Annotated in this window: 21 protein-coding genes; 9 read left to right on the forward strand and 12 right to left on the reverse strand. The window is 49.7% G+C overall.

The genetic code is table 11. The annotated features are described in order from the left end of the window. Window positions 1–70 precede the first annotated feature (70 nt). Window positions 71–1,378, reverse strand: coding sequence for an anaerobic C4-dicarboxylate transporter (locus CEQ48_RS05550; protein WP_001914178.1), 1,308 nt, complete (start codon window positions 1,376–1,378; stop codon window positions 71–73). A gap of 191 nt (window positions 1,379–1,569) precedes the next feature. Then, window positions 1,570–3,021, reverse strand: coding sequence for an aspartate ammonia-lyase (gene aspA / locus CEQ48_RS05555; protein WP_089070585.1), 1,452 nt, complete (start codon window positions 3,019–3,021; stop codon window positions 1,570–1,572). A 244-nt stretch (window positions 3,022–3,265) separates the two neighbouring features. Here aspA and CEQ48_RS05560 point away from each other — a divergent pair, with 244 nt between their 5' ends. Together CEQ48_RS05560 and CEQ48_RS05565 are read left to right on the forward strand one after the other, a co-directional pair. Next, window positions 3,266–4,204 carry a GGDEF domain-containing protein gene (locus CEQ48_RS05560; RefSeq protein WP_089070586.1) on the forward strand — a complete coding sequence of 313 codons (939 nt, stop codon included), beginning with the start codon at window positions 3,266–3,268 and terminating at the stop codon, window positions 4,202–4,204. Window positions 4,205–4,295: 91 nt separating this feature from the next. Beyond that, on the forward strand, window positions 4,296–4,781 hold the full coding sequence (locus CEQ48_RS05565; protein ID WP_089070587.1) for an FxsA family protein: 486 nt from the start codon (window positions 4,296–4,298) through the stop codon (window positions 4,779–4,781). A gap of 33 nt (window positions 4,782–4,814) precedes the next feature. Here the strand turns inward: CEQ48_RS05565 and trmL are convergent, their stop codons facing one another. The 4 genes from trmL to CEQ48_RS05585 form a co-directional block, all read right to left on the reverse strand. Continuing rightward, a complete protein-coding gene (trmL, locus tag CEQ48_RS05570) occupies window positions 4,815–5,291 on the reverse strand; it encodes a tRNA (uridine(34)/cytosine(34)/5-carboxymethylaminomethyluridine(34)-2'-O)-methyltransferase TrmL (RefSeq protein ID WP_000459569.1) in 477 nt (158 codons plus the stop codon). Between the two features lie 52 nt (window positions 5,292–5,343). Then, window positions 5,344–5,961 carry a superoxide dismutase gene (locus tag CEQ48_RS05575; RefSeq protein WP_001120291.1) on the reverse strand — a complete coding sequence of 206 codons (618 nt, stop codon included), beginning with the start codon at window positions 5,959–5,961 and terminating at the stop codon, window positions 5,344–5,346. A gap of 132 nt (window positions 5,962–6,093) precedes the next feature. Next, the gene (gene cpxA / locus CEQ48_RS05580; protein ID WP_089070588.1) at window positions 6,094–7,488 is read right to left on the reverse strand and encodes an envelope stress sensor histidine kinase CpxA; all 1,395 of its coding nucleotides are present in this window, start codon (window positions 7,486–7,488) and stop codon (window positions 6,094–6,096) included. Next, window positions 7,488–8,174: a response regulator gene (locus tag CEQ48_RS05585; protein WP_033931425.1), complete on the reverse strand. Its 687-nt coding sequence runs from the start codon at window positions 8,172–8,174 to the stop codon at window positions 7,488–7,490. The genes cpxA and CEQ48_RS05585 overlap by 1 nt, the downstream gene beginning before the upstream one ends. Before the next feature lie 187 nt (window positions 8,175–8,361). Between CEQ48_RS05585 and CEQ48_RS05590 the strand changes: the two genes are divergently transcribed. The 3 genes from CEQ48_RS05590 (at window position 8,362) to pfkA (ending at window position 11,196) form a co-directional block, all read left to right on the forward strand. After that, on the forward strand, window positions 8,362–8,865 hold the full coding sequence (locus CEQ48_RS05590) for a CpxP family protein (protein WP_089070589.1): 504 nt from the start codon (window positions 8,362–8,364) through the stop codon (window positions 8,863–8,865). Window positions 8,866–9,065: 200 nt separating this feature from the next. Beyond that, a complete protein-coding gene (gene fieF, locus CEQ48_RS05595) occupies window positions 9,066–9,971 on the forward strand; it encodes a CDF family cation-efflux transporter FieF (protein WP_181710716.1) in 906 nt (301 codons plus the stop codon). Between the two features lie 262 nt (window positions 9,972–10,233). Continuing rightward, the gene (pfkA, locus tag CEQ48_RS05600; RefSeq protein ID WP_089070591.1) at window positions 10,234–11,196 is read left to right on the forward strand and encodes a 6-phosphofructokinase; all 963 of its coding nucleotides are present in this window, start codon (window positions 10,234–10,236) and stop codon (window positions 11,194–11,196) included. An 86-nt stretch (window positions 11,197–11,282) separates the two neighbouring features. On the opposite strand, the gene glpX is transcribed toward pfkA, so the two are convergent. Next, window positions 11,283–12,290 (reverse strand): class II fructose-bisphosphatase, encoded by a 1,008-nt coding sequence (glpX, locus tag CEQ48_RS05605; RefSeq protein ID WP_089070592.1) that lies wholly within the window; start codon window positions 12,288–12,290, stop codon window positions 11,283–11,285. Window positions 12,291–12,610: 320 nt separating this feature from the next. Between glpX and zapB the strand changes: the two genes are divergently transcribed. Beyond that, complete coding sequence (gene zapB, locus CEQ48_RS05610) at window positions 12,611–12,853, forward strand: cell division protein ZapB (RefSeq protein WP_089070593.1); 243 nt, start codon at window positions 12,611–12,613, stop codon at window positions 12,851–12,853. A gap of 61 nt (window positions 12,854–12,914) precedes the next feature. Here the strand turns inward: zapB and metF are convergent, their stop codons facing one another. From metF to CEQ48_RS05625, 3 genes are all read right to left on the reverse strand, one after another. Further along, window positions 12,915–13,802 carry a methylenetetrahydrofolate reductase gene (gene metF, locus CEQ48_RS05615; protein WP_089070594.1) on the reverse strand — a complete coding sequence of 296 codons (888 nt, stop codon included), beginning with the start codon at window positions 13,800–13,802 and terminating at the stop codon, window positions 12,915–12,917. 285 nt (window positions 13,803–14,087) lie between these two features. Then, window positions 14,088–16,499, reverse strand: a complete 2,412-nt coding sequence (locus CEQ48_RS05620) for a bifunctional aspartate kinase/homoserine dehydrogenase II (RefSeq protein WP_089070595.1) — start codon at window positions 16,497–16,499, stop codon at window positions 14,088–14,090. Between the two features lie 12 nt (window positions 16,500–16,511). Then, on the reverse strand, window positions 16,512–17,678 hold the full coding sequence (locus CEQ48_RS05625; protein WP_089070596.1) for an O-succinylhomoserine (thiol)-lyase: 1,167 nt from the start codon (window positions 17,676–17,678) through the stop codon (window positions 16,512–16,514). A gap of 267 nt (window positions 17,679–17,945) precedes the next feature. Between CEQ48_RS05625 and metJ the strand changes: the two genes are divergently transcribed. Further along, the gene (metJ, locus tag CEQ48_RS05630) at window positions 17,946–18,263 is read left to right on the forward strand and encodes a met regulon transcriptional regulator MetJ (protein ID WP_000796267.1); all 318 of its coding nucleotides are present in this window, start codon (window positions 17,946–17,948) and stop codon (window positions 18,261–18,263) included. A 111-nt stretch (window positions 18,264–18,374) separates the two neighbouring features. Here metJ and CEQ48_RS05635 read toward each other — a convergent pair whose 3' ends face one another. Then, the gene (locus CEQ48_RS05635) at window positions 18,375–19,652 is read right to left on the reverse strand and encodes a malic enzyme-like NAD(P)-binding protein (protein WP_001278589.1); all 1,278 of its coding nucleotides are present in this window, start codon (window positions 19,650–19,652) and stop codon (window positions 18,375–18,377) included. Window positions 19,653–19,959: 307 nt separating this feature from the next. Next, complete coding sequence (rpmE, locus tag CEQ48_RS05640) at window positions 19,960–20,178, reverse strand: 50S ribosomal protein L31 (protein WP_000643446.1); 219 nt, start codon at window positions 20,176–20,178, stop codon at window positions 19,960–19,962. Between the two features lie 254 nt (window positions 20,179–20,432). Between rpmE and priA the strand changes: the two genes are divergently transcribed. Beyond that, complete coding sequence (gene priA / locus CEQ48_RS05645; RefSeq protein WP_089072356.1) at window positions 20,433–22,637, forward strand: primosomal protein N'; 2,205 nt, start codon at window positions 20,433–20,435, stop codon at window positions 22,635–22,637. 302 nt (window positions 22,638–22,939) lie between these two features. After that, a complete protein-coding gene (cytR, locus tag CEQ48_RS05650) occupies window positions 22,940–23,947 on the forward strand; it encodes a DNA-binding transcriptional regulator CytR (RefSeq protein WP_089070597.1) in 1,008 nt (335 codons plus the stop codon). Window positions 23,948–23,997 lie beyond the last annotated feature (50 nt).

The raw sequence follows: 23,997 nt of genomic DNA on the forward strand, positions 1-23,997 counted from the left end.
GAGAGGGGCGCAATAAGTTTCACCACAACAAAAAAGGGAGCCGCAGCTCCCATGATTTTGCACTTTAATCTTAGATAAACAGACTGCCAAATAGGAAGCCAAAGGCAACGGCACTGGCAATGGTGACCACACCCGGAATAAAGAAGGGGTGGTTAAATACATAGCTACCAATACGCGTTGAACCTGTGTCATCCATTTCTACCGCGGCCAACAAGGTTGGGTAGGTTGGCAGTACGAACAGGGCGCTCACCGCAGCAAAAGAGGCTACTGCGGTCAGAGGTGCTACACCAATCGCCAGTGCTGCAGGCATCAGCGCAACCGTGGTTGCACCTTGTGAGTAAAGCAGCATAGAAGCAAAGAACAGCACCAGTGCCAGCATCCATGGGTAGTCAGCCAGCAGAGTACCAGCCACTTCTTTGATGCCATCGACGTGCGCGTTGACAAACGTTGAACCAAGCCAAGCCACACCCAGTACACAGACACATGCTGTCATACCTGAGCGGAAGGTTGAAGCGGCTGGAATTTGTGCCGCGTCAATCTTAGTCAGCAGTACAATACCGGCTGCAGCTGCGAGCATGAAGGTCATGATCGCTTCGTTACGGCCAAGCGCTGGGTTTTCGATTAGACCAATCGAGTTTGAAATCGCCGCCGCGTAGCACACCACCAGAATGATCGCGGTGAGGAAGATGTACGTCGCGGTTTTCGCGGTTGGCAGAATTTCACGCTTCTGAGTACCCGCAAGCTTGATCAGACCTTGTGCCAGACGCTCTTGATAAATCGGATCGTCTTTCAGTTCGCTGCCCATAAAGTTAGAAACAAACGCACCGACCATACAGGCGGCAAAGGTAGTTGGGATACAGATTGCCAGCAAGGTTAAATAATCCACCCCAAACGGCACCAGCATTGCTGCGAATGCCACGACCGCAGCCGAAATCGGTGAAGCGGTGATCGCAATTTGTGATGCGACAACCGCAATCGAGAGTGGGCGTGAAGGACGCACACCTTGACCTTTCGCCACTTCTGCAATCACAGGTAAAGTGGAAAATGCAGTGTGGCCTGTACCTGCCATCAGTGTCATCAGGAAAGTGACAATAGGGGCATAGAAGGTGATTCTTTCCGGATGTTTACGCAGGAAGTTTTCCGCTAGTTGTACCAGCCAATCCATACCGCCAGCCACTTGCATGGCAGCGATAGCCGTGATCACCGACATGATGATCAAAATAACATCGACCGGAATAAAGGCTTGTTTAGTCGGTACGCCAAGGATTAATGACAAGGCGATCACACCAGCACCACCGGCTAAACCAATGCCGATACCGCCAATCCGTGCGCCCAGAAAGATAAAGAGAAGAACGACGAGTAGTTCGACCCAAATCATAATGATTACCTCATGTTAAAGATGAAAGAATTATCTCAACACTCTTATTCCCTTGCGACTTACCGTAGCTGAGTTGTTGGCTTTCGTTGTAACGCATTTGGGGATACCAACGAGTGTTCAAATAATGTTTTCATCATCTAAGTTGAGTGCTATGAGAAAAGCCCCCAAAAAGGGGGCTTAAACCGAGCGATTTATTCGTAACGTTTCGCTTTGTACTGAGGATGCATCAGGTTCTGAACCGAGAAGATGTCATCGAGTTGCTCTTCCGTGAGCAAGCCGCGCTCAAGTACGACTTCGCGTACGCTTTTACCGGTTTCGGCACAGATCTTACCGACAATGTCACCCTCGTGGTGGCCAATGTATGGGTTTAGGTAAGTCACGATACCGATAGAGTTAAACACGAAGTTTTCACAGATTTCTTTGTTGACTGTGATGCCATCAATGCACTTGTCACGTAGGTTGACACATGCGTTAGTCAGCAGAGATATAGACTCAAACATCGCTTGAGCAATCACAGGTTCCATCACGTTCAACTGCAGTTGACCCGCTTCTGCGGCGAATGTGATGGTGTTGTCGTTACCAAACACTTTAAAGCAAACTTGGTTTACCACTTCTGGGATTACTGGGTTTACTTTCGCTGGCATGATGGAAGAACCCGCTTGCAGCTCAGGCAAGTTGATTTCATTCAGACCTGCACGTGGACCAGAAGAGAGCAGACGTAGATCGTTACAGATCTTAGAGAGCTTCATCGCTAGACGTTTCAACGCACCGTGCGTCATCACGTAAGCACCACAGTCAGAGGTGGCTTCAATCAGATCTTCTGCTGGTACTGTTTCTAGGCCAGTAACTTGCGCCAGATATTTTACCGCGAGCTCTTGGTAACCTGGAGCGGCGTTCAGGCCTGTACCGATCGCGGTCGCGCCTAAGTTCACTTCCAGAAGCAGTTTCGAAGTGTATTGCAGAGCACGGATCTCTTCATTCAGAGTCACAGCCCATGCATGGAATTCTTGACCTACGGTCATCGGTACTGCGTCTTGCAGCTGAGTACGACCCATTTTCAGGATGTTTTTGTACTCAACCGCTTTAAGTTCGAATGCGCCTTTTAGGTATTCAATCGCATCAATCACTTTCAGGATGCTGTTGTAAACCGCGATGCGGAAACCCGTTGGGTAAGCACAGTTGGTTGATTGGCTTTTGTTTACGTGGTCATTGGGGTTGATGAACTCGTATTGGCCTTTTTGTTTGCCCATCAGCTCGAGTGCAACGTTGGCAATCACTTCGTTGGTGTTCATGTTCACTGACGTGCCTGCACCACCTTGGAATACATCTGATGGGAATTGATCCATGCACTTACCTGTTTCAAGAATCAAATCACACGCTTGAATGATGTAGTTCGCCACATCTTTTGGAATTACGCCCAGCTCTTTGTTCGCTAAAGTCGCTGCTTTTTTGGTCATGATCATGCCGCGTACAAATTCAGGTACGTCAGAGATCGTAACGTTAGAAATGTTGAAGTTTTCGACAGCGCGAAGGGTATGAATACCGTAGTAAGCATCAGCAGGAACGTGACGTTGACCTAACAGATCTTCTTCAATGCGGGTAGCCGGAGTCGCTGTTTTAGGCGCTTCAGATAGGGTAGCCATATGGGGATCCTTAGATAATTATTCTGATAAAAAACTAAATTAATAGCCATTTCTGTAATTTAAGAATCCATTCGTCAGAGTTTTTGGCTGGAAATCCGTCCTGACTTGCGAAGCACATAATACTGTAAATGCATATTAAAAATAGTAACTGGATCACCTTTTAATACAATTTGATGGAAAATTTGCTGAGAGTTTTATCTACAACTATATAAAGGGATAAAGCGGTAGAAAAAGGAGCTGATTTATGGTCAACAGTGCCGATTCAGCAAGGTTGTTGTCGGATCAAGATCTACAAGGATATGTCAGCCGCATACTGGATGTGATTCCGCTGCCTATCATTATTTCAAAATCTTCCGTGCTCGGGCAGGGTGAGCGCGAACATCTGCATTTTAATAAGGCCTTTGTGAAAGAGTTGGGGTATACCATTGCGCAAATCCCAAATATCGAGACTTGGTTTGAAAAGGCTTACCCACAAATTGACTATCGACATGACATCATGGCCCAATGGCGGCAGGCCGTTGATGAGGCGCGGGCGCAAGGTGAAGATGTTGCGCAGATGCCCGCTTTGATCATGTGCGCTGATGGGGTGCAGCGTTGGTTTTCTGTATCAGCGCAAATCGAACCCGCCTGTCGTGACGATCTACATATCATTACTTTTCGCAATATTCATGACTATAAAATCTCTCTTGCCGGAGCTGAGCGACAATCGCAAATCGATCCATTGACTCAGTTGAAAAATCGTCGAGGTTTCTTCACTTGGAGTGAGCCGATAGCACCTGCGACGCTACTGGGGTTGATCATTTTTGATATCGACCATTTTAAGCAAATCAACGATACCTACGGCCATCCTGCTGGAGACTATGTGCTGCGACAAATCGCCGGATTATTGGAGCAAAACTTACCTCCACTGTCTTGCTGTGTGCGTTGGGGCGGCGAAGAGTTTTTGGTCTGCTTTGAATGCGACGACATGGCGAATGTGATTGGGTTGGCCGAAAACATACGAGGCTATGTCGAGAGCCATACCTTGATGTGGCAAGGGCAACAGATTGCGTTGACGCTCAGTGCTGGGTGCACCATGGGAGCGATGATGAGTCACAATTGGGACAATTTGTTACACACTGCTGATCAAGCGCTGCTGTCGGCGAAACGCTTGGGGCGCAATCGGGTGATTGCCGATCGGTAAACAAAAAGTGTTTGTTGGCGTCGGTTTTCTCTCTGGGTGACTTGTCAGCCATCTCGGTTGTGGTTAACGTGACCAAAACCAAGGAGGCATTGTGTTCCCGATACTACTGTTTTTATTTATTACAGTCCCTGTGATTGAAATCGCGCTGTTTATTCAAGTCGGCGGTGTGCTCGGTGTGTGGCCGACCATCGCCCTTGTGCTGTTAACCGCAATTGTTGGTGCTTCGCTGGTGCGTAGCCAAGGTTTACAAACGCTGTTGACCGTACAACAGCGCCTAGCGCAAGGCCAACTGCCCGCACAGCAAATTTTAGAAGGGGTAATGTTAGCCGTGGCGGGTGTGTTGTTACTGACCCCCGGCTTTTTCACGGACATCCTCGGTATGCTGGTACTGCTGCCTGCGCCGCGTGCTTATTTAGCGAAGCAGTTGATGAGCCGTGTGGTGGTCGGCAATATCCACGCCAGTGGAGCCGGTTTTGAGCAGCCCAACCCTTTTCACGATCGTGCAAATCCAAACGGCACGACCTATGAAGGTGAGTTTGAGCGCAAAGACGATCAAGACCAGCACCGTTTGAAATAATACCTTAGGTCAGTCGGTTACTTTGATGGTGCATTAGCGTGCGCCATCAAACCCCATTTGACGCCACGCTTCAAAAGCAATAATCGCTACCGCATTGGAAAGGTTTAGGCTGCGCGCTTCTGGCATCATAGGGATGCGAATCCGCTGCTCGGCGGGCAAGCTGGCAATCAGCTCGGCAGGCAAACCGCGTGTTTCTGGGCCAAACAGCAGCACATCGCCTTGTTGAAATTGGGCATCCACATGATGTTGTGTGGTTTTCGTGGTGCAAGCAAACAAGCGGAAAGAGCCTCGCTCACGCTGCAAGTATTCGATAAACGCGGCGTAATCTTTATGGCGCGTCACTCGAGCTAAATCATGGTAATCCAAACCGGCGCGGCGCACCTTTTTTTCTTCCAGATCAAAACCCAGTGGCTCGATGAGATGCAAGTTCGCGCCACAGTTGGCACACAAACGAATGATGTTACCTGTATTGGGCGCAATTTCGGGTTCGTAGAGAGCGATATCAAACATAACGGATGGTCAATGAAATAAAGAAGGGGCGAGTATAGCCCCTTCTGATGATTTACGCAGCTTGGGTGAGTGCGATGGCGTAGTTTTCACTGACCGCTTCCCAGTTCACCACATTCCACCACGCATCAATGTACTCAGGGCGGCGGTTTTGGTAGCGAATGTAGTAAGCGTGTTCCCACACATCAAGGGCAAGAATCGGCTCGCCACGCACGGCAACCACATCCATCAATGGGTTGTCTTGGTTGCTGGTGGAAGTAATGCTCAGTTGACCTTGTTGCACGATAAGCCAGACAAAACCAGAGCCAAAGGTGTTCACGGCCGCTTGCGAGAAGGCCTCTTTGAACTGCGCAAAACTGCCAAATTGACGTTCTATCTCTGCGGCCAATTCGCCTTGTGGCTCGCCGCCACCGTTAGGCTTCATGCAGTTCCAATACACAATGTGGTTATAGTAGCCACCACCGTGGTTACGCACGGCCGCGGGTAAGGTCGAAACGCGCGCGAAAATCTCGCTCAGTGGCCTATCTTCATGCTCAGTTCCCTTGATGGCAGACAGGAATTTATCGTAGTAAGTGCGGTGGTGCTTGCTGTAATGCACCTCCATGGTCTTGGCATCAATATAAGGTTCTAATGCATCGTAAGCGTAAGGTAGATCGGGAAATAGATGGGGCATAGTATCCTCCTTGGATGAATATCGCTTGGCTATCAGCAAGGCGGATAGCAAGGGTATTCTTTTATGTTAATGATAATTAATATCATTAACAACCTGAAGATTGTGAGGATATTGCTGCCCCGAGTTACGGCGTTAAGCGCTCGCCAGAGGTAAAGTAAAGCGAACTTGCAAGCCTCCTAAGTGACTGCGACTTGCGCTGATAGTGCCACTGTGTTGGCGAATGGCATTTTCGGTGATGGCTAAACCAAGCCCTGTACCACCGCTGTGTCGATCCCGCGCTGTCGAGACGCGATAGAACGGGCGGAAAATATCCGCCAACTCCTCTTCGGGTACACCTTCGCCATCATCATCGACGCTCACGATGAGTTGCTGGTCTTGAATGGTAAAGGCTACGTGGATCTGCTGTTGCCCGTAGTGAATCGCGTTACGCACCACGTTTTCCAATGCACTCATCAGTAATTTGGGCGTGCCGTTGATGGTTCGCTCTGGGATCGCGTCAAAAGTCAGCATTTTGTGCATCTGTTCAGCTTCAAATTGCGCATCTTTAAGCAACTCTTCCCATAAACTACTCAGTGGCTGTACTTCGCGCATTAAATGGCTATTGATTTGCATGCGTGAGAGCGCCAGTAAATCTCCAATCATCTGCTCTAAACGTTGTGCTTCGGTATCAATCCGTTCTAATTCACTGCTACTGCCGAGTTTACGCATTGCCAGCGCATTGGCCATGCGTAACCGAGTTAAGGGTGAACGCAATTCGTGGGAAATGTCAGAAAGCAGTCTTTGCTGCCCAGAAACCATCTGATTGACCGCATCCACCATCTGGTTAAAGCTGCGTCCCGCCTGCTGAAACTCCGCCGTACCGCGCTCTAATTTCGGGTCATGCACAAATTCGCCCCGCGCGACACGCTGCGCGGCTTGAGCCAGATTTTGCGCCGGTTTACTCAAGGCCCACGCCAGCCACAGTAGCAGCGGGGTGCTCACCAGCATGATTGCCAACAACAGTTGGAAGGGTTTATCAAACAGACGCAGCAAAAATGGCGGCGGCTCATCCCAGCGCATACCGACATACAACAGCAGATCTTGCTTAGCTAACGTAATGGGCACCGGGCCTGCCAACATATAACGGCCATACAGGCGCTGCTGCGGTTTTTGAGCCGATTCAATACTGGAGCAGAAATTTTGCATCGCTTTAAAACGAAAATCGGTCTGCTTTGAGTTGGTGATAATGTTGCTTTCTAAATCGGTGATAAAAAAACGCGGCTGACCATCGTGTTTACGGTGCTGACTGTCTGGCCCTTCGAGCTGAAACAGAATGGCTCTTAAGTCGGTTTGGTTGCGAAATTGCTGTTCAAAGCGATCTCTGCTCTCGAGCAAACGTTGATGCGTTTCGGGTGATAAGTCACGCGATTTACGCGGGTCAAGATGAGGTAGGGTCAATACCGCGAACAGTACCAACAGCATGGTAAACCAGAAAATCGCAAAGATGCGCCCATACAGGTTATTCAATTTCGGTAACGGTAGACGCATTACTCCTCCTGAACCATTAAGTAGCCGCGACCGCGCAAGGTTTTGATCCGTGCTTTGCCATCCGGCCGCTCAGGCAGTTTTTTGCGCAGGTTAGACACATGCATATCGATGGCTCGATCAAATGCCGCAAGGTGTTTGCCGAGTACTTCAATGCTCAGCATCTCTTTGGTCAGGGTTGCTCCGGGCGACTGCACAAAGTGAGTGAGTAGGGCAAATTCCGTGGTGGTCAGTTCCAGCAGTTGTCCTTGGCAGTAGGCTTCCTGTTTTCCGGGGTAGACTTGAATGTCCTGACACTCGATGACATCGCTGTTTTTAGGCGCGAGGCCGTTTTGCGTACGGCGCAAAATGGCACGAATACGCGCCAGCAACTCGCGATCGCTAAAAGGTTTGGGCAGATAATCATCCGCTCCGAGCTCTAAGCCGATCACCCGATCGATCTCTTCGCCTTTTGCAGTCAGCATTAAAACCGGCGTTGCCCATTTTTCGCGCAGACGCTTGAGGGTTTCCATGCCATTAAGCTTAGGCATCATCACATCGAGTAGGATCAAGTCGATCTCATCGCTGACCGCGGCTAGTCCGGCTTCACCGTCATTGGCTTGTGAAATTTCAAAGCCTTCGTACTGTAAAACCTCGGTTAATAGACCGGTCAATTCGGTGTCATCGTCGATCAAAAGGATATGTGCCATAGCTGCCTCGTGTATTGCTTGGTTACCTCCAGTTTACCGTGAAAAAAGTGCTGTGGTCAGTGAGCAATCTGCTCTTTACGATTCTTTACGCTCCCTATACGTCACTTGACCTTGCAAGTCGTAATCTATGTTCAAGCACTGCAGAGCAGCCTAATCGATAACGAAACGAAATGTAGAGGAACGAACGATGAAACTTGCCAAAAAAATGATGTTAGCCGCGGCTGTCCTACCACTGACTCTGGGAACGACGGCGGCACTGGCCTACGGTGGTCACGGTTGGGATAAAGAGGGTGATGGACATTGTGGCGACCGCGGTGAACGTGGGATCTGGAAACAGCTTGATTTAACCGCTGAGCAGCAAGCCCAGCTCAAAGAGATGCGTGAGACTGGTCGTGAAGAGATGCGCGCTAATCGCGGACAAAACCACGATGCCATGAAAGCATTGCACGCGCAGGAGCGTGCTCTGGTGCTCGCGGCTGATTTTGACCAAGCGGCCGCTGAGAATCTGGCAAAACAGATGGTAGATCAGCAAGTGACGCATCGCGTAAAAATGATGGAAAAACGTCATCAAATGATGAGCATTTTGACTGCCGAACAGAAAGCCAAGTTGCAAACCTTGCAACAAGAGAAAATGGCGGAATGCATGCAAGATGGCCAGCATGGCAAAGGCAAAAAACACGCTAATCAATAATCGAACGACTCACGACTCTTACTTCAACAAGGCAGCCTAAGTGCTGCCTTGTGGTTTTTGGTTTCTCGGTTATCTCCTCCTTCTTCCGCTTGAAGCGGCGCAGTGTTGACTAGGCTCGTTCCACCTGACACCTGCAACGCTCAGTCGTTTGGGTATATACTCGGTCTTCTGTCTGACAACCCAAGAAAAAGGGAAGCGTGATGAAAAAAGAATACGCTCGTTTGGTCACCATGGCCGCTTGGACCGCGACGGCGGTAGCCTCGCTGCTCTTGGTGGTCAAAGTCGCAGCGTGGTGGGTAACAGGGTCAGTGAGCTTACTGGCGTCTTTAATCGACTCGGTACTCGATATCGCCGCCTCTGTGGTTAACCTTATCGTATTACGTTTTGCACTACAGCCCGCCGACCATGAACATGCGTTTGGGCATGGTAAAGCAGAATCGCTCGCGGCACTGGCACAAGCCATGTTTATCTCGGGCTCCGCGTGCTTTTTGATCCTCAACGGTGTCGATCGCTTTTTCCGACCCCATGAATTGAATGCTCCTGAATTAGGTATCTATGTCAGCGCCATCGCCATGTTGGTGACTTTTGGCTTAGTACTGTTTCAGCGCTATGTGGTCAGAAAAACCGGCAGCCAAGCGATTGCCGCAGACTCGCTCCATTATCAATCCGATCTGCTGATGAACGCGGCCATCATGATTGCGCTGGGGTTAAGCTGGTGGGGATTGGGTCAAGCGGATGCCATTTTTGCGATCGGTATCGGCCTCTATATCTTACTGAGCGCCTTTAAAATGGTGCATGATGCAGTGCAGACGCTGCTCGACCGTAAATTACCCGATGAAGAGTTGGCGCAAATCCATGCGATCTGCCTCAGTGTTGCAGGCGTGATTGGTATGCATCAGCTGCGTACGCGTATGTCAGGCCCGGTGCGCTTCATTCAGCTCCATTTGGAATTAGATGACAACATTTCGTTGCTTGAAGCACATAAGATCTCGGATCGGGTGGAAGATAAATTGCGAGAAAACTTTGTTGGTGCTGATGTTTTGATCCACCAAGACCCGCATTCGGTGGTGCTTGAGGCAGAGCAGCGACAAAAATCTCAATGGTGAGGCGACAAAAGGCGTCAATTTGGCTATCTTTCCTCCAAGTTAACAAAAAAACGTCATTCCTGACATGAATCAACACTGGGTCAGTACAAAACTGTAATACTCTTACATAAGTAGAAAACTTACAGAATTTAGTGCAAATAACAGTAGTATTCCTAATCGGGAAAGGTAACATTACGCACAGTTTTTGAATTTTTCTGTCTGGCTCCCTACAAGCCAGACGGCGTAGAAATTGATATTCGATTCGCAAAGTTCGAGGGTGAGCATGATTAAAAAAATCGGTGTTTTGACGAGTGGTGGCGATGCCCCAGGTATGAATGCAGCTATTCGTGGCGTAGTGCGCACAGCACTTGGCGCAGGTCTAGAAGTGTATGGCATTTATGACGGTTACCAAGGTCTGTATGAAGATCGTATCAAACAGCTAGACCGCTCAAGCGTGTCTGACGTGATCAACCGTGGCGGTACTTTTTTAGGCTCTGCACGCTTCCCACAATTTCGTGAAGTTGAAGTACGTGAAAAAGCGATTGAAAACCTAAAAAAACACGGTATTGAAGCGCTGGTTGTGATCGGCGGTGATGGCTCTTACATGGGCGCAAAAAAACTGACTGAAATGGGTTTCCCTTGTATCGGCCTGCCTGGCACTATCGATAACGACATCGCGGGCACTGATTACACCATCGGTTATTTGACTGCTTTGAACACGGTTATCGAAGCGATTGACCGTCTGCGTGATACTTCTTCTTCACACCAACGTATCTCTATCGTAGAAATCATGGGTCGTCACTGTGGCGACTTGACGCTGACTTCTGCGATTGCGGGTGGCTGTGAATACATCATCACCCCTGAAACGGGGCTGAATATGGAACAGCTGATCTCTAACATCAAAGACGGTATCACCAAAGGCAAAAAGCATGCAATTATCGCACTGACTGAGCTGATGATGGATGCCAACAAGTTGGCGAAAGAGATTGAAGCGGCGACTGGCCGTGAAACTCGCGCTACCGTATTAGGCCACATCCAACGTGGTGGTAAACCTACGGCATTTGACCGTGTACTTGCATCACGCATGGGCAACTACGCTGTGCATCTATTGATGGAAGGTCACGGTGGTCGCTGTGTTGGTATCCAGAAAGAACAACTGGTTCACCACGACATCATTGATGCGATTGAAAACATGAAGCGTCCAGTGCGCACAGACCTGTACAAGGTCGCTGAAGAGCTGTTCTAAGCTCGCATCACTTTGTATTGAGAGACAAGAAAGACCGCCAAGGCGGTCTTTCTTATGCGGGTCTGTTTATATGATAGATACGCGGGTTAGAGAATGATGTCGCGCACTTGTTGGTCTTTACGCTCCAGATAGTGAATCGAGCGGATACGACGAATGGTGCGGCAGCGGCCGCGGATCAGCAGTGTTTCTGTTGTCGCGATATTGCCTTTGCGACTGATGCCATCAAGCAAGTCACCTTTGGTGATGCCGGTGGCCGCGAAAATCACGTTATCGCTGCGTGCCATATCTTCCATTTTCAGCACTTTACCGGCTTCTACGCCCATCTGTTGACAGCGTTCGAGTTCTTTCGCGCCCCAAATACGGTTATCTTCGCTATCGCCTTTGACTTGGTGACGCGGCAGCAAACGGCCTTGCATGTCGCCATCCAGCGCGCGGATCACCGCAGCTGAGACCACACCTTCTGGTGCACCACCAATGCAGTACATCATGTCCACTTCGCTATCGGGCATACAAGTCAGAATAGACGCGGCGACATCGCCATCCGGCACCGCAAACACCCGCACGCCCATCTGCTGCATTTCAGCGATGACTTTGTCGTGGCGCGGTTTAGCAAGCGTGATCACCACTAAATCGGTTAAGGGTTTGCCGAGTGCCTTTGCGACATTGTTTAGGTTATCTTTCAGCGGCAAATGCAGATCGATGCAGCCTTTTGCGCCAGGGCCAACCACCAACTTTTCCATGTACATATCTGGCGCTTTCAGGAAGCTGCCTTTTTCACCGGCCGCAAGCACGGCTAACGCGTTAGATTGTCCCATGGCGGTCATGCGAGTACCTTCGATAGGGTCGACCGCAATATCAACCGCATCGCCCCCCAGGCCGACTTGCTCGCCAATGTACAACATAGGCGCTTCATCAATTTCGCCTTCACCAATCACAATTTCACCGCTGATCTCCGTTTGGTTGAGCAGGATGCGCATCACTTCTACCGCAGCACCATCGGCGGCATTTTTATCGCCACGCCCCAACCATTTATAGCCTGCGAGTGCGGCACCTTCGGTGACGCGGGAAAAAGCCATTGCTAAATCGCGTTTCATGTTTGCTTTGCTCCAAACCCAAGAGAGAAATTTTGCGCGGCATTCTACCACACTCCCAAGTAAACGTTTGCCTTTTGCGACGATTCGCCTTTGCCTTTGATCAAAAACGCGCAAGAAAAGTCGAGGTTTGCTCGAAAATGCCTGCTCGGATCGGGCTTATCAGCTCATTAAGTTAAGTTTGGGTCAAATTGCGCGGTTTTTTTAACCGAATAGCGAAAAAGATCGAACTTAGGGCGTGTTTCTGTGCACAGGGCTGAGTAGAATGAACTCAATCAGTGAAGCCCACTTCACCTCAACCGAATCAACAAGGGTAAAACGTCATGTCTTTTGAAGTATTAGAAAAACTGGAAGCGAAAATTCAAACTGCAGTCGACACCATTGCACTGCTGCAAATGGAAGTTGAAGAGCTCAAAGAAGAAAAACAACAGCTGCAAAATGAAGCGCAAGAGCTGCGTGAAGCGTGTGAAGTGCTTGAGCAACGTGCACAGCAAGTTCAGCAAGAGCATGCGGCATGGCAAGAGCGCATCCGTAGCCTGCTGGGCAAAATGGAAGATGTGGAGTAATTCTCCTAACGCAAACGCCGACTGTGATGTCGGCGTTTTTGATCGTGATGAGACGCGGTGCTTACGCTTGCGGGCGCACGCCTAAGGTGTGGCATAACGCGTAAGTCATTTCGGCACGGTTCAGCGTGTAGAAGTGGAAATCTTTTACCCCTTCGCGGCACAGCACGCGCACCATATCAATGGCTTGGCTTGCACCTACCAACTGGCGAGTCACAGGATCGTCTTCTAATCCTTCAAACTGCTTCACCATCCAATTCGGAACTTTGACGTTGTTTTGCGCAGCGAAGCGCGACGCTTGTTTAAAGTTAGAAACCGGCAGAATGCCAGGAACGATTTCTACACCAATGCCTGCAGCCACACAGCGATCACGAAAACGCAGGTAACTCTCTACATCAAAGAAAAACTGCGTGATGGCACGATTCGCACCCGCATCGACTTTACGTTTTAAATTGAGCAGATCCGCTTGCGCGCTTTTCGCTTCAGGGTGCACTTCAGGGAAGGCGGCCACGGAAATATCAAAATCGTGGCGTGACTTGAGCAGCGTCACTAGATCGGAGGCGTACATCTCTGGCTTACCACCGCCAGCAGGGATATCACCACGTAGCGCCACAATATTCTGGATGCCGTTATGCCAGTAGTCATCAGCAATTTGAATCAGCTCATCACGAGTGGCATCAATGCAGGTCAAGTGCGGTGCGGCAATCAAACCGGTTTGATCTTTGATCGCTTTGATGATCGAGTGAGTGCGGTCACGTTCACCAGAGTTGGCACCATAAGTCACCGAAACAAATTTCGGTTGGAGTGTTTTCAGACGGTGTACTGAGCCCCAAAGCGTTTCTTCCATTTGTGGTGAACTGGGTGGAAAAAACTCAAACGAAACATTGATGTCGGAAAGTTCCGCAATGTTCTGGTTTAATGCGTCGATATGGCCAGCGTGTGTGTATCCCATCTTGTACTCCCTGTGACCGAGTGTCACTGCCTGAATCTGAATTGACGTTTAGACGTCTATATGGCTGTAGAATGTCGTGAATGCGCTTTGATGTCAACCTTGCCATTATGAATATTACTCATGTTGATCGTGAAGCAGATTCAAGCTTGAAAAAGCAATTAAGTGCTATGTGTGGTTATTCGTGAAATAGGTAGGGAATGATTCTTAGCATGCTTACAAGCATAGAGGATAGGAGCAAAAGCTCACCATTTCGGCGAGCTTTGTTTTAGGAGCTGAATGTGAGGGTTAGAGTAGGCTCGCGAGCAGATTCAAATCTGACTGAATCGCACCGGCGGTTACTTCGCGCCCTGCGCCAGGGCCGCGGATCACCAGCGGGTTATCGCGATACCATTTGCTCTCAATCGCAAAGATGTTGTCGCATGGGAGTAAGTTGGCCAGTGGGTGATCTTGCTCAAGCGCTTCGACGCCGACACTGGCCTTGCCATTTTTTTCTAGCCTTGCCACGTAGCGCAGTACCTTGCCTTGCTTTTGCGCACGGGCGAGGCGCTCGGCGAGCTGCTCGTTGAGCAGTTTGCTGTTATCGAGAAAATCATCCAGCGATACAGAACGCAGCTCGGCAGGTACCAATGATTCTACTTTGACATTCTGCGGCTCAATCTCAAGGCCAGATTCACGCGCCAAGATCACCAATTTACGCATCACGTCTGAACCATCGAGATCGCAGCGCGGATCGGGTTCGGTCAAACCTTGTTGCCACGCTAAATCGACCAGTTCACTGAACGGCAAACTGCCATCGTATTGTTGGAATAACCATGAGAGTGTGCCGGAGAAAATCCCCGATAACGCCATGATGTCATCGCCACTTTCACGTAGGTCGCGCACTGTATGGTTAATTGGCAAGCCTGCGCCTACCGTGGCGTTATAGAGCCAGTGGCGGCCAATCTTGTGGAAGGCATCTTTAACTTGATAGTAGTAATTGCCCGCAGCCGAGCCTGCCACTTTGTTGGCGGAAATCAGGTGCAAGCCTTGTTCGGCAATCTCAAGATACTGCTCGGCTAACTCTTCGCTGGCGGTGACATCAATGACGATAGCTTCATCATAACCTTCTAATGCACCGAGCTTTTTCAACCAGATTTGATCTTGATTGGGGAGCGATTCATCTTGGAAATGCGTTGGAACATGCGTCGGGTCGATGCCTTGTTCATTAAACCAATAGGTTTGGCTATCGACCACCGCAACCAACTCAAAATTCATGCCGTGGCGTTGCTCCAATTTCTCTTTTTGTTCAGCAAACAGTTTGAGCCAGCTGGAGCCAATATTGCCTTTACCGCACAGCGCAATCGCCACGCGTTTTTGAGCTTGAAAGAGCTGTTTATGAATCGCGTTAACCAATGAATGAATCGGTGTTTGGCGCAGCACTGCGACCAAACTGAGGCTTGATTCCGATGCGCTGATAAATTCGACTGGCAAGGTATTCAGCTGCTGGTAGAAACCATAACAGTGGTTCGGGTTTTTGGTGACGCCCGCACCAACAGCGGCAATCAGGTCATAGCCTTCTTTGAGTTTGATTTCCGCTTCGAAAGCGGCATCTTGCAACGCTGCAAACGCGCCGGGGGCAATTTCTGCCGTGTAAGCTAAACGTAAACGGTATTGATCGGGCTGGGCTTCATAAGTCAGCGGTTGCAGCTGCACGCGCAGCAAGTGCTGTAACACATCTTCTTGCAAGCGTTGGAAATCATGGTGATGAGCAAAGCTCAGCTCAATCAGCAGCACATCATCGAGCGAAGTAATGATTTTCGCGCCGCGCCCGGATGCGAGTACGCGCTCAATACGGGTAGAACCCGATTCCGGTTGGTGGCTGCAACGCAAGTGAAGTTCCATAGTGCTCTGTGCCACAGGTTGTAATGTGCGGCTGTGTAGCACTGGCGCTGCCAAGCGAGCCAGTTCATTGGCTTCATCGAGCCTCAGCAGTGGCAGCAAACACGCATCGCTGACAATGCGCGGATCGGCGCTGTACACGCCTGCCACATCACTCCAAATGGTCACGCGTGACACTTCAGCCAGTGCACCAATCACGGTTGCGGAATAATCGGAACCATTACGACCGAGCAGGACAGTATCGCCCTGTTCGTTTTGCGCCATAAAACCGGTGATCACCACACGGCGCTGGGTATGTTGGGTCAATATGGCTTTCAGTAGCGGATAAGAGCGAGCGCGATCCACTTCTGGCTGTGTGCCTGCTTCGGCACGTAAAAATGCCCGTGCATCTTGCGCGACGGCTGGTAAGTCTTGCTCATTCAACAATGCGGCGAGCAGGCGGGCTGACCACAGCTCACCATGCCCCAAAACCCAAGCGTATTGCGCCTTGCTAAGAGGAGCGGTGAGTTCGCCTAACACGCTGATCTCTTGTTGTAGTTGATGGAGCAGTGGTTCAGCTGCATCCGCGGTCAGTAGTTTGGTGATCAAATCGGACTGATATTGGCGCAGTGCGTGCAGAGTTTCATGGGCGGCTCGGCCATCATTGTTGAGGGCTTCGACAACACTGATCAAGCGGTTAGTGGTTTTGCCAGCCGCAGAAACCACCACCAAATCATCACTCTTGGAATAACTTTTTAGAATTTTCGCGACACGCAGATAACACTCTGGGTCGGCAAGGCTACTACCACCAAATTTGTGCAGTTGACGGGGATGAGTCATTCACAGATCTCCTTAATTCGCGGCAAGAGTTTGTAAAAAGGCTTGGTCAAGATCGGCAATCAGATCGGAAGCATCTTCAAGACCGACGGAAAGACGCAGCAACTGCTGGGAAATTCCCGCTTCGGCTAACGCTTCTTCGCCCATCGCACGGTGAGTCATAGACGCTGGATGGCAGATAAGGCTTTCTACCCCCCCGAGCGATTCAGCCAGTGAAAACAGCGCCAACTTGCCCACAAACAATTTCAGCTGTTCAAAACTACCTGCAAACTCGAAACTGAGCATAGCGCCAAAGCCAGATTGCTGCTTTTTGGCAATCTCATGGCCTGGATGCTCGGGCAGGCTTGGATGATAAATTTTGCCAACCAAGGGCTGGGTTTGTAGATACGCCAAGATCTGCTGCGCACTCTCTTCATGCACGCGCATCCGCGCGCCTAAGGTACGAATGCCACGCAAGGTCATGTAGCTATCAAATGGGGTGCCGGTTGAGCCTAAACAGTTGCCCCACCAAGCCAGCTCTTCTGCATGTTGCTTGTTTTTACAGATCAACACGCCGCCAATCACATCTGAATGACCGTTAATGTATTTGGTGGTGGAGTGCAGCACAAAATCCGCGCCTAAGGTGAGCGGTTTTTGGAATACCGGAGTCAAAAAGGTGTTATCGACCGCCACCAACGTGCCTTGCGCTTTGGCTAACTGACAAAGATGAGCGATGTCCACCACACGCACTAAAGGATTGGAAGGGGTTTCAATCAGCAGCAGCTTGGGTTTGCGGGCTAAAGCTTGGGTGAGTGCGGCTGCGTTGGATTGATCGACAAACTGCACTTTGAAATCGCCTTTTTTAGCGCGGGTGTTGAGCAAGCGATAAGTACCGCCATAGCAGTCGTGCGGCGCGACAATCAGGTCATCAGGGCCTAACAAGGCGGTGACCCATAAGTTGATCGCAGAGGTTCCGCAGTTGGTCACTATGGCGCCTTCTCCACATTCAAGCTCATATAAGGTTTGTTCTAACAGGCCTCGGTTTGGGTTACCTGAGCGGGTGTAATCGTATTTAGGCACTTCGCCAAATGCGGGAAACCCATAGTTGGTCGAAAGATAAATGGGAGGTACAACCGCATGGTATTGAGTATCCGATTCAATCCCGGTACGAACCGCAATGGTGGCTGGCTTGCGTGTGGTCATGGAGTTTCCTTGCTGGCTATTCTGTCCTAGAGGGCTTCATCATATACCTTTCCTGCTTTAAGCTGCAGTGTCGGTTGTCGCATCGCAACTTTCCCTAACTGGGGGATGAGGTTTATCCGTTGCCCATAAATTACTCGACACTTTACTGATGTTAAATGAAGACGTCAACACTTCTAGACGTCTATATGTCTTTGCTTATGGCAGTAAATCCCGCTAAAATTAGAGCCTTTGAAATTTCGATTCGAACCACAATAACGAAGGTGCGCAATGGCAGACTGGAATGGCGAATACATCAGCCCCTATGCAGAGCATGGGAAAAAGAGCGAGTTGGTAAAAAAAATCACGGTATCCATTCCGCTGAAAGTTCTCAAAGTGCTAACGGATGAGAGAACACGCCGTCAAGTCAATAATTTACGTCATGCTACCAATAGTGAGTTACTGTGCGAAGCCTTCTTGCATGCTTATACCGGTCAGCCGCTGCCGACGGACGAAGACCTACGTAAAGATCGCCCTGATGATATTCCTGCCGAAGCCAAACGTTTGATGACCGAAATGGGGATTGAGTTCGAATCTTACGATGAGTAACGATTGGCGTGAGTGATACGGGTTCATTGAACAAATCCGGCTTATAAAAAAGCCCCTCATATAACTGAGGGGCTTTTTGTATCGACTTTTTTATTCATATAAACAAGCAGATTAAGCCTGCATGTAGTTTTCTGGCATTGAGATACGAGCAACGCCTGATTCTACTGCTGCTTCCGCGACTGCGCGTGCTACGCGTGGTAATAGGCGTGGGTCCATCGGTTTCGGAATGATGTAATCAATACCGAAACTGAGCTTATCCACTCCAGCAGCTGCCAGCACTTCTGCTGGTACAGGCTCTTTCGCCAGTTGGCGAATCGCCTCTACTGCAGCCAGTTTCATCTGATCATTGATTTCGCTGGCGCGTACATCGAGTGCTCCACGGAAAATGAACGGGAAACAGAGCACGTTGTTAACTTGGTTTGGATAGTCGCTGCGACCAGTCCCCATGATCATGTCGTTACGGACTTGATGAGCAATTTCTGGTTTGATTTCAGGATCTGGGTTGGAGCAAGCAAATACCACGGGCTTATCGGCCATCAGTTTCAGGGCATCCGCTGGCAGCAGGTTAGGACCTGAAACGCCCAAGAATAGATCCGCTCCCGCAATCACATCTTCCAGCGTACGCTTGTCGGTATTGTTCGCAAACAGAGCTTTGTATTCATTGAGGTCATCACGGCGCGTGTGGATCACACCTTTGCGATCCAGCATGTAGATCTTCTCACGCATTGCACCGCATTTGATCAGTAGCTCCATACACGCCACCGCTGCGGCACCCGCCCCAAGGCAGACGATAATACAGTCTTTCAGTTGTTTACCTTGCAGCTCAAGAGCGTTAAGCATACCAGCCGCGGTGACAATCGCGGTACCATGTTGGTCATCGTGGAATACAGGGACATCACAACGCTCAATCAGGCGGCGCTCAATTTCAAAGCAGTCTGGGGCTTTGATATCTTCTAAGTTGATGCCGCCGAAAGTATCAGCAATGTTAGCGACAGTATCGATAAATTCGTCGATCGTGCGGTGTTTTACTTCAATATCAATCGAATCCAATCCAGCGAAGCGTTTAAACAGCAGTGCCTTACCTTCCATGACAGGCTTAGAGGCCATCGGGCCTAAATTTCCCAATCCTAAAATTGCGGTGCCGTTAGAGATCACGGCCACCGTGTTGCCTTTCGCGGTGTACTTATACACATTGTCAACGTTTTGCGCGATTTCACGCACTGGCTCAGCTACACCTGGGCTATAAGCCAGAGCCAGATCGGCAGCAGAATCGGCTGGCTTAGTCAGTGCAATACCAATTTTGCCCGCGGTTGGGTAAGCATGGTAATCCAGAGCACGTTGGCGAAATTGTTCTTCAGGCGTTGGGTTGAGGCGATTGTCATCGGACATAGGGCTGTTCTCTTATTGTTATTTATGGGGGAGGTCGCAAATTTTAAAGTAACTATTGCAAACTGCCTAGGTTAGACACTGAGCAAAGCGTACAAAAAAAGCGAAGATCTTGCTGATAAGACCAGTGAAAATGTGAATTGCGGAGAAGAAATAGCCAGATCGTGCCAATTCAAAAGGTTTTATATGCAGATAAGTGAGTGATCAATTCATCCTCGCTGAAAGCGAGATGAGATAACGATGGTGGCGCTTAGGCTATGAAAAAAGGACGCCGGAGCGTCCTTTTTCAAAATCTAGCGTAAAGCAGAAATTACTTCTTCGCAGACAGTGCGCCGAAACGCTTGTTGAAGCGCTCAACACGACCACCGGTGTCAACGATACGTTGCTTACCAGAGTAGAATGGGTGGCACTTGTCACATACGTCTAGGTGCATTGTGTCTTTACCTAGAGTAGAGTTGAAAACGAAAGAGTTGCCGCAAGAACAAGTTGCGTTTACTGCTTTGTATTCTGGGTGGATACCAGCTTTCATGGGATAACCTCAATTTAGGCCGTGTCGCCATCCGAATCGATTGTCGTCGGACACCACACGTAGTGTTAAAAATAACGAGTTTGCATATCCAGAGAGGTCAACCCTCTAGGATGCCGTAAGGCGCGATATATTAATGAATCTTGAGTTTCGGATCAACCAATCGCGCCGATTATTTCACCAAAAGCGCGGGTCGAATTTCTGCCAAGCTTCCAGTAGACTGTGATCCGTTTGATTTTTCCCTGTTTTGGACCCTGATGCGACCCACCATTGCCCGAGTTTGCCTGCCTGTACCTCTGGATAAGTCTTTCGACTATTTGATCCCAGCTCATCTATTTCCAGTGCTGGGCGGTCGTGTGCAAGTGCCTTTTGGGCGGCAAACCTTGGTCGGCATCGTCCAGTCGCTGACGCATCAATCCGATTTTCCTATCGAGCAACTGAAATCGGTGCAAGCGGTATTGGATGACGCGCCAGTCTGGCCGGATAAACTTCAGTCTCTGCTGCACTGGTGTAGCCAGTTTTATCATTATCCGCTCGGTGAAACGTACGCGAATGCCTTACCCAGCGCGCTGCGTAAAGGCAAAGCCGCAGAGTTGACTAGCCATAAGGAGTGGCGTTTAACCACGCTTGGCCAAGAGCAGCTGATGCAAGGGGTGAAGCGGAGCGCAGTCAAGCAAGCGCAAGTGCTTCACCTGTTGCAGCATGGCGCTTTATCCCACCAAGCCTTACTTGATGAAGAGGTAAGCAGCGCAACACTGAAAACCCTAGTGGAGAAAGGCTGGATTGAGTGTGAAGAACGTAAACCGGTGGCGCGACCTTGGCCGCAAGAGCTGGAAGCCAAAGTCGATAAACCTAAGCTTAATCAAGAGCAGGCGATCGCGATTGCGGCAGTGAATAGCCAGCAAGGTTTCGGCTGCTTTTTATTAGAAGGGGTAACGGGTTCAGGCAAAACAGAGGTGTATCTTAACCTCATCACACCGGTATTGGCGCGTGGTGAACAAGCCTTGGTGTTGGTGCCGGAAATTGGTTTAACCCCACAAACCATCAACCGGTTTCGCCAACGTTTTAATGTCCCCGTCGAAGTCATGCACTCGGCGCTCAACGATACTGAACGCCTCAACGCTTGGCTGGCGGCGCGCGATAAAGTGGCGGGCATTGTGATTGGTACGCGCTCGGCGCTGCTCACGCCCTTTGCCAAATTGGGCATTATTATTGTTGATGAAGAACATGATAGTTCTTATAAGCAGCAAGATAGCCTGCGTTATCATGCCCGCGATGTGGCTGTGATGCGCGCGCATTTGGAGAATATTCCGATCGTGCTTGGCTCGGCGACGCCAGCCTTGGAAACGTTGCATAATGCGCTCAGTGGTAAATACCATCACTTGCAACTGACGCAGCGCGCCGGTAATGCACTACCCACACGTAACCACGCGTTGGATGTGAAAGGGCTCTATCTAGAAAGTGGCCTATCTGCTCCTTTGATTGCAGAAATGCGCCGCCATTTGTCGGCGGGCAATCAGGTGATGCTGTTTTTAAACCGCCGCGGTTTTTCTCCGGCCTTGATGTGCCATGAATGCGGCTGGATTGCGGAGTGCCAGCGTTGCGATGCCTATTACACCTACCATCAACACAGCAATGAAATGCGCTGCCACCATTGTGGTTCACAGCGTCCTGTTCTCCATCAATGCAAAGGGTGTGGCTCGACTCAACTGGTTACTGTCGGCGTTGGTACGGAACAGCTTGAAGCGCAATTACACACTCTATTCCCTGAGTATCGTTCAGTGCGGATTGATCGAGATAGCACGCGGCGTAAAGGCAGTTTGGAATCGGCGTTAACCGCGATTCGTAAAGGCGAATATCAGATTTTGATTGGTACGCAAATGCTCGCCAAAGGACATCACTTCCCCGATGTTACCTTGGTCGCGTTGTTGGATGTCGATGGCTCATTGTACAGCAGTGATTTTCGCGCTTCTGAGCGCTTGGCTCAGCTCTTTATTCAAGTCGCAGGGCGGGCAGGGCGTGCCAGCAAGCCGGGCGAAGTGGTGTTACAAACGCATCATCCCGAACACAGTTTGCTACAAGCCTTGCTGCATAAGGATTACCACCATTTTGCCTTAACGGCGTTGGAAGAGCGCAAGCTGGCGCAACTGCCCCCTTATTCTTTCTTGAGCTTATTTCGAGCTGAAGCCAATCACACCGCTCAAGTGGAAGATTTTTTGCGTCAAGTGCGCGAAACCTTGCGCTGCAATCCTTGGTTTGATAGCGAATGTATGGTGCTCGGGCCAACGCCTGCGCCACTCGCGAAAAGAGCGGGAAAATTCCGTTGGCAACTTTTACTACAAACGCCTAATCGCACCCTGATGCAGAAGATTTTGCAAAGCGCACGTCCTGCACTGCAACAGTTACCGTTGGCAAGCAAGGTGCGTTGGTCGATCGATATTGATCCGCAAGATCTGAGCTAATTCGCATCGCGGTTAATAAAGTCTGTGTGTTAATTTTGTCAGCAAATTAATGCTTATTATCGTGATGTAAATCACAGTGACTATGCAAGATTTGTTAATCTCGCCGTAACTTTCTGTTCTGAATCCCTTAGACTATCGGTAAAACCCACTCAGTGAATCGTTTTCGTTAATCCAAAAGCCATGGTATAGACATGATTTCAAGTATTAACAAGGTTTACTGATTGCAGGTTAAGTCTTACAAGATCAGTCATCATAAGTGTGATGCTCAACATCACTTGATAAAGAAAAGAGGGTAAAAATACATGGCGACAATGAAGGATGTTGCCCAGCTTGCTGGAGTTTCAACCGCGACCGTGTCTCGTGCGTTGATGAATCCAGAGAAAGTCTCGTCGTCCACTCGTAAACGAGTGGAAGAGGCCGTGCTGGAAGCGGGTTACTCACCAAATTCTTTAGCGCGCAATTTGCGGCGTAATGAATCGAAAACCATCGTTGCTATCGTGCCAGATATCTGTGATCCCTACTTTTCTGAGATCATTCGCGGTATTGAAGATGCCGCGATGGAGCACGGTTATCTGGTGCTGTTGGGGGATAGTGGTCAACAGAAGCGTCGGGAAAACTCGTTCGTTAATCTGGTGTTTACCAAACAGGCAGACGGTATGTTACTGTTGGGTACGGATTTGCCGTTTGATGTGAGTAAACCTGAGCAGAAAAACCTACCACCTATGGTGATGGCGTGTGAATTTGCGCCAGAGCTAGAACTACCAACGGTACATATCGATAATCTGACCTCGGCATTTGAGGCGGTAAACTATTTAACTCAGCTTGGGCACAAACGGATTGCGCAGATCTCTGGCCCACAACATGCTGCGCTGTGTCAATTCCGTCATCAAGGCTATCAACAGGCGTTGCGTCGTGCTGGCATCACCATGAACCCGACTTACTGCATTTTTGGCGATTTCACTTTTGAAGCCGGGGCAAAAGCGGTGCGTCAGCTGTTGGCATTGCCGGAGCAGCCGACCGCGATTTTCTGTCATAACGATACGATGGCAATTGGTGCGATTCAGGAAGCGAAGCGACTTGGCTTGCGCGTACCACAAGATCTCTCCGTGGTCGGTTTTGACGATATTCAGTTTGCCCAGTACTGCGATCCCCCATTAACGACCATTTCGCAGCCGCGTTATGAGATTGGCCGTCAAGCCATGTTGATGATGCTTGAGTTACTACGGGGGCATGATGTGCGTGCCGGCTCGCGTCTTTTGGAAACCAAACTAGTGGTGCGTGAGAGTGCTGCGCCTCCAAGCAAGAGATAGCGAGTTGCCTGAACCGATTTTCAATCCTGAATGGTATGAGCTCGGTTCAT

The sequence above is a fragment of the Vibrio tarriae genome, from assembly GCF_002216685.1.
Classification (GTDB): domain Bacteria; phylum Pseudomonadota; class Gammaproteobacteria; order Enterobacterales; family Vibrionaceae; genus Vibrio; species Vibrio tarriae.

Excerpts from the sequence above, each read along its gene's own strand:
- CEQ48_RS05550 (WP_001914178.1), bottom strand. The coding sequence starts at position 1,378 with ATGATTTGGGTCGAACTACTCGTCGTTCTTCTCTTTATCTTTCTGGGC.
- aspA (WP_089070585.1), bottom strand. The coding sequence starts at position 3,021 with ATGGCTACCCTATCTGAAGCGCCTAAAACAGCGACTCCGGCTACCCGC.
- CEQ48_RS05560 (WP_089070586.1), top strand. The coding sequence starts at position 3,266 with ATGGTCAACAGTGCCGATTCAGCAAGGTTGTTGTCGGATCAAGATCTA.
- trmL (WP_000459569.1), bottom strand. The coding sequence starts at position 5,291 with ATGTTTGATATCGCTCTCTACGAACCCGAAATTGCGCCCAATACAGGT.
- CEQ48_RS05575 (WP_001120291.1), bottom strand. The coding sequence starts at position 5,961 with ATGCCCCATCTATTTCCCGATCTACCTTACGCTTACGATGCATTAGAA.
- cpxA (WP_089070588.1), bottom strand. The coding sequence starts at position 7,488 with ATGCGTCTACCGTTACCGAAATTGAATAACCTGTATGGGCGCATCTTT.
- CEQ48_RS05585 (WP_033931425.1), bottom strand. The coding sequence starts at position 8,174 with ATGGCACATATCCTTTTGATCGACGATGACACCGAATTGACCGGTCTA.
- CEQ48_RS05590 (WP_089070589.1), top strand. The coding sequence starts at position 8,362 with ATGAAACTTGCCAAAAAAATGATGTTAGCCGCGGCTGTCCTACCACTG.
- fieF (WP_181710716.1), top strand. The coding sequence starts at position 9,066 with ATGAAAAAAGAATACGCTCGTTTGGTCACCATGGCCGCTTGGACCGCG.
- pfkA (WP_089070591.1), top strand. The coding sequence starts at position 10,234 with ATGATTAAAAAAATCGGTGTTTTGACGAGTGGTGGCGATGCCCCAGGT.
- glpX (WP_089070592.1), bottom strand. The coding sequence starts at position 12,290 with ATGAAACGCGATTTAGCAATGGCTTTTTCCCGCGTCACCGAAGGTGCC.
- zapB (WP_089070593.1), top strand. The coding sequence starts at position 12,611 with ATGTCTTTTGAAGTATTAGAAAAACTGGAAGCGAAAATTCAAACTGCA.
- metF (WP_089070594.1), bottom strand. The coding sequence starts at position 13,802 with ATGGGATACACACACGCTGGCCATATCGACGCATTAAACCAGAACATT.
- CEQ48_RS05620 (WP_089070595.1), bottom strand. The coding sequence starts at position 16,499 with ATGACTCATCCCCGTCAACTGCACAAATTTGGTGGTAGTAGCCTTGCC.
- CEQ48_RS05625 (WP_089070596.1), bottom strand. The coding sequence starts at position 17,678 with ATGACCACACGCAAGCCAGCCACCATTGCGGTTCGTACCGGGATTGAA.
- metJ (WP_000796267.1), top strand. The coding sequence starts at position 17,946 with ATGGCAGACTGGAATGGCGAATACATCAGCCCCTATGCAGAGCATGGG.
- CEQ48_RS05635 (WP_001278589.1), bottom strand. The coding sequence starts at position 19,652 with ATGTCCGATGACAATCGCCTCAACCCAACGCCTGAAGAACAATTTCGC.
- rpmE (WP_000643446.1), bottom strand. The coding sequence starts at position 20,178 with ATGAAAGCTGGTATCCACCCAGAATACAAAGCAGTAAACGCAACTTGT.
- priA (WP_089072356.1), top strand. The coding sequence starts at position 20,433 with ATGCGACCCACCATTGCCCGAGTTTGCCTGCCTGTACCTCTGGATAAG.
- cytR (WP_089070597.1), top strand. The coding sequence starts at position 22,940 with ATGGCGACAATGAAGGATGTTGCCCAGCTTGCTGGAGTTTCAACCGCG.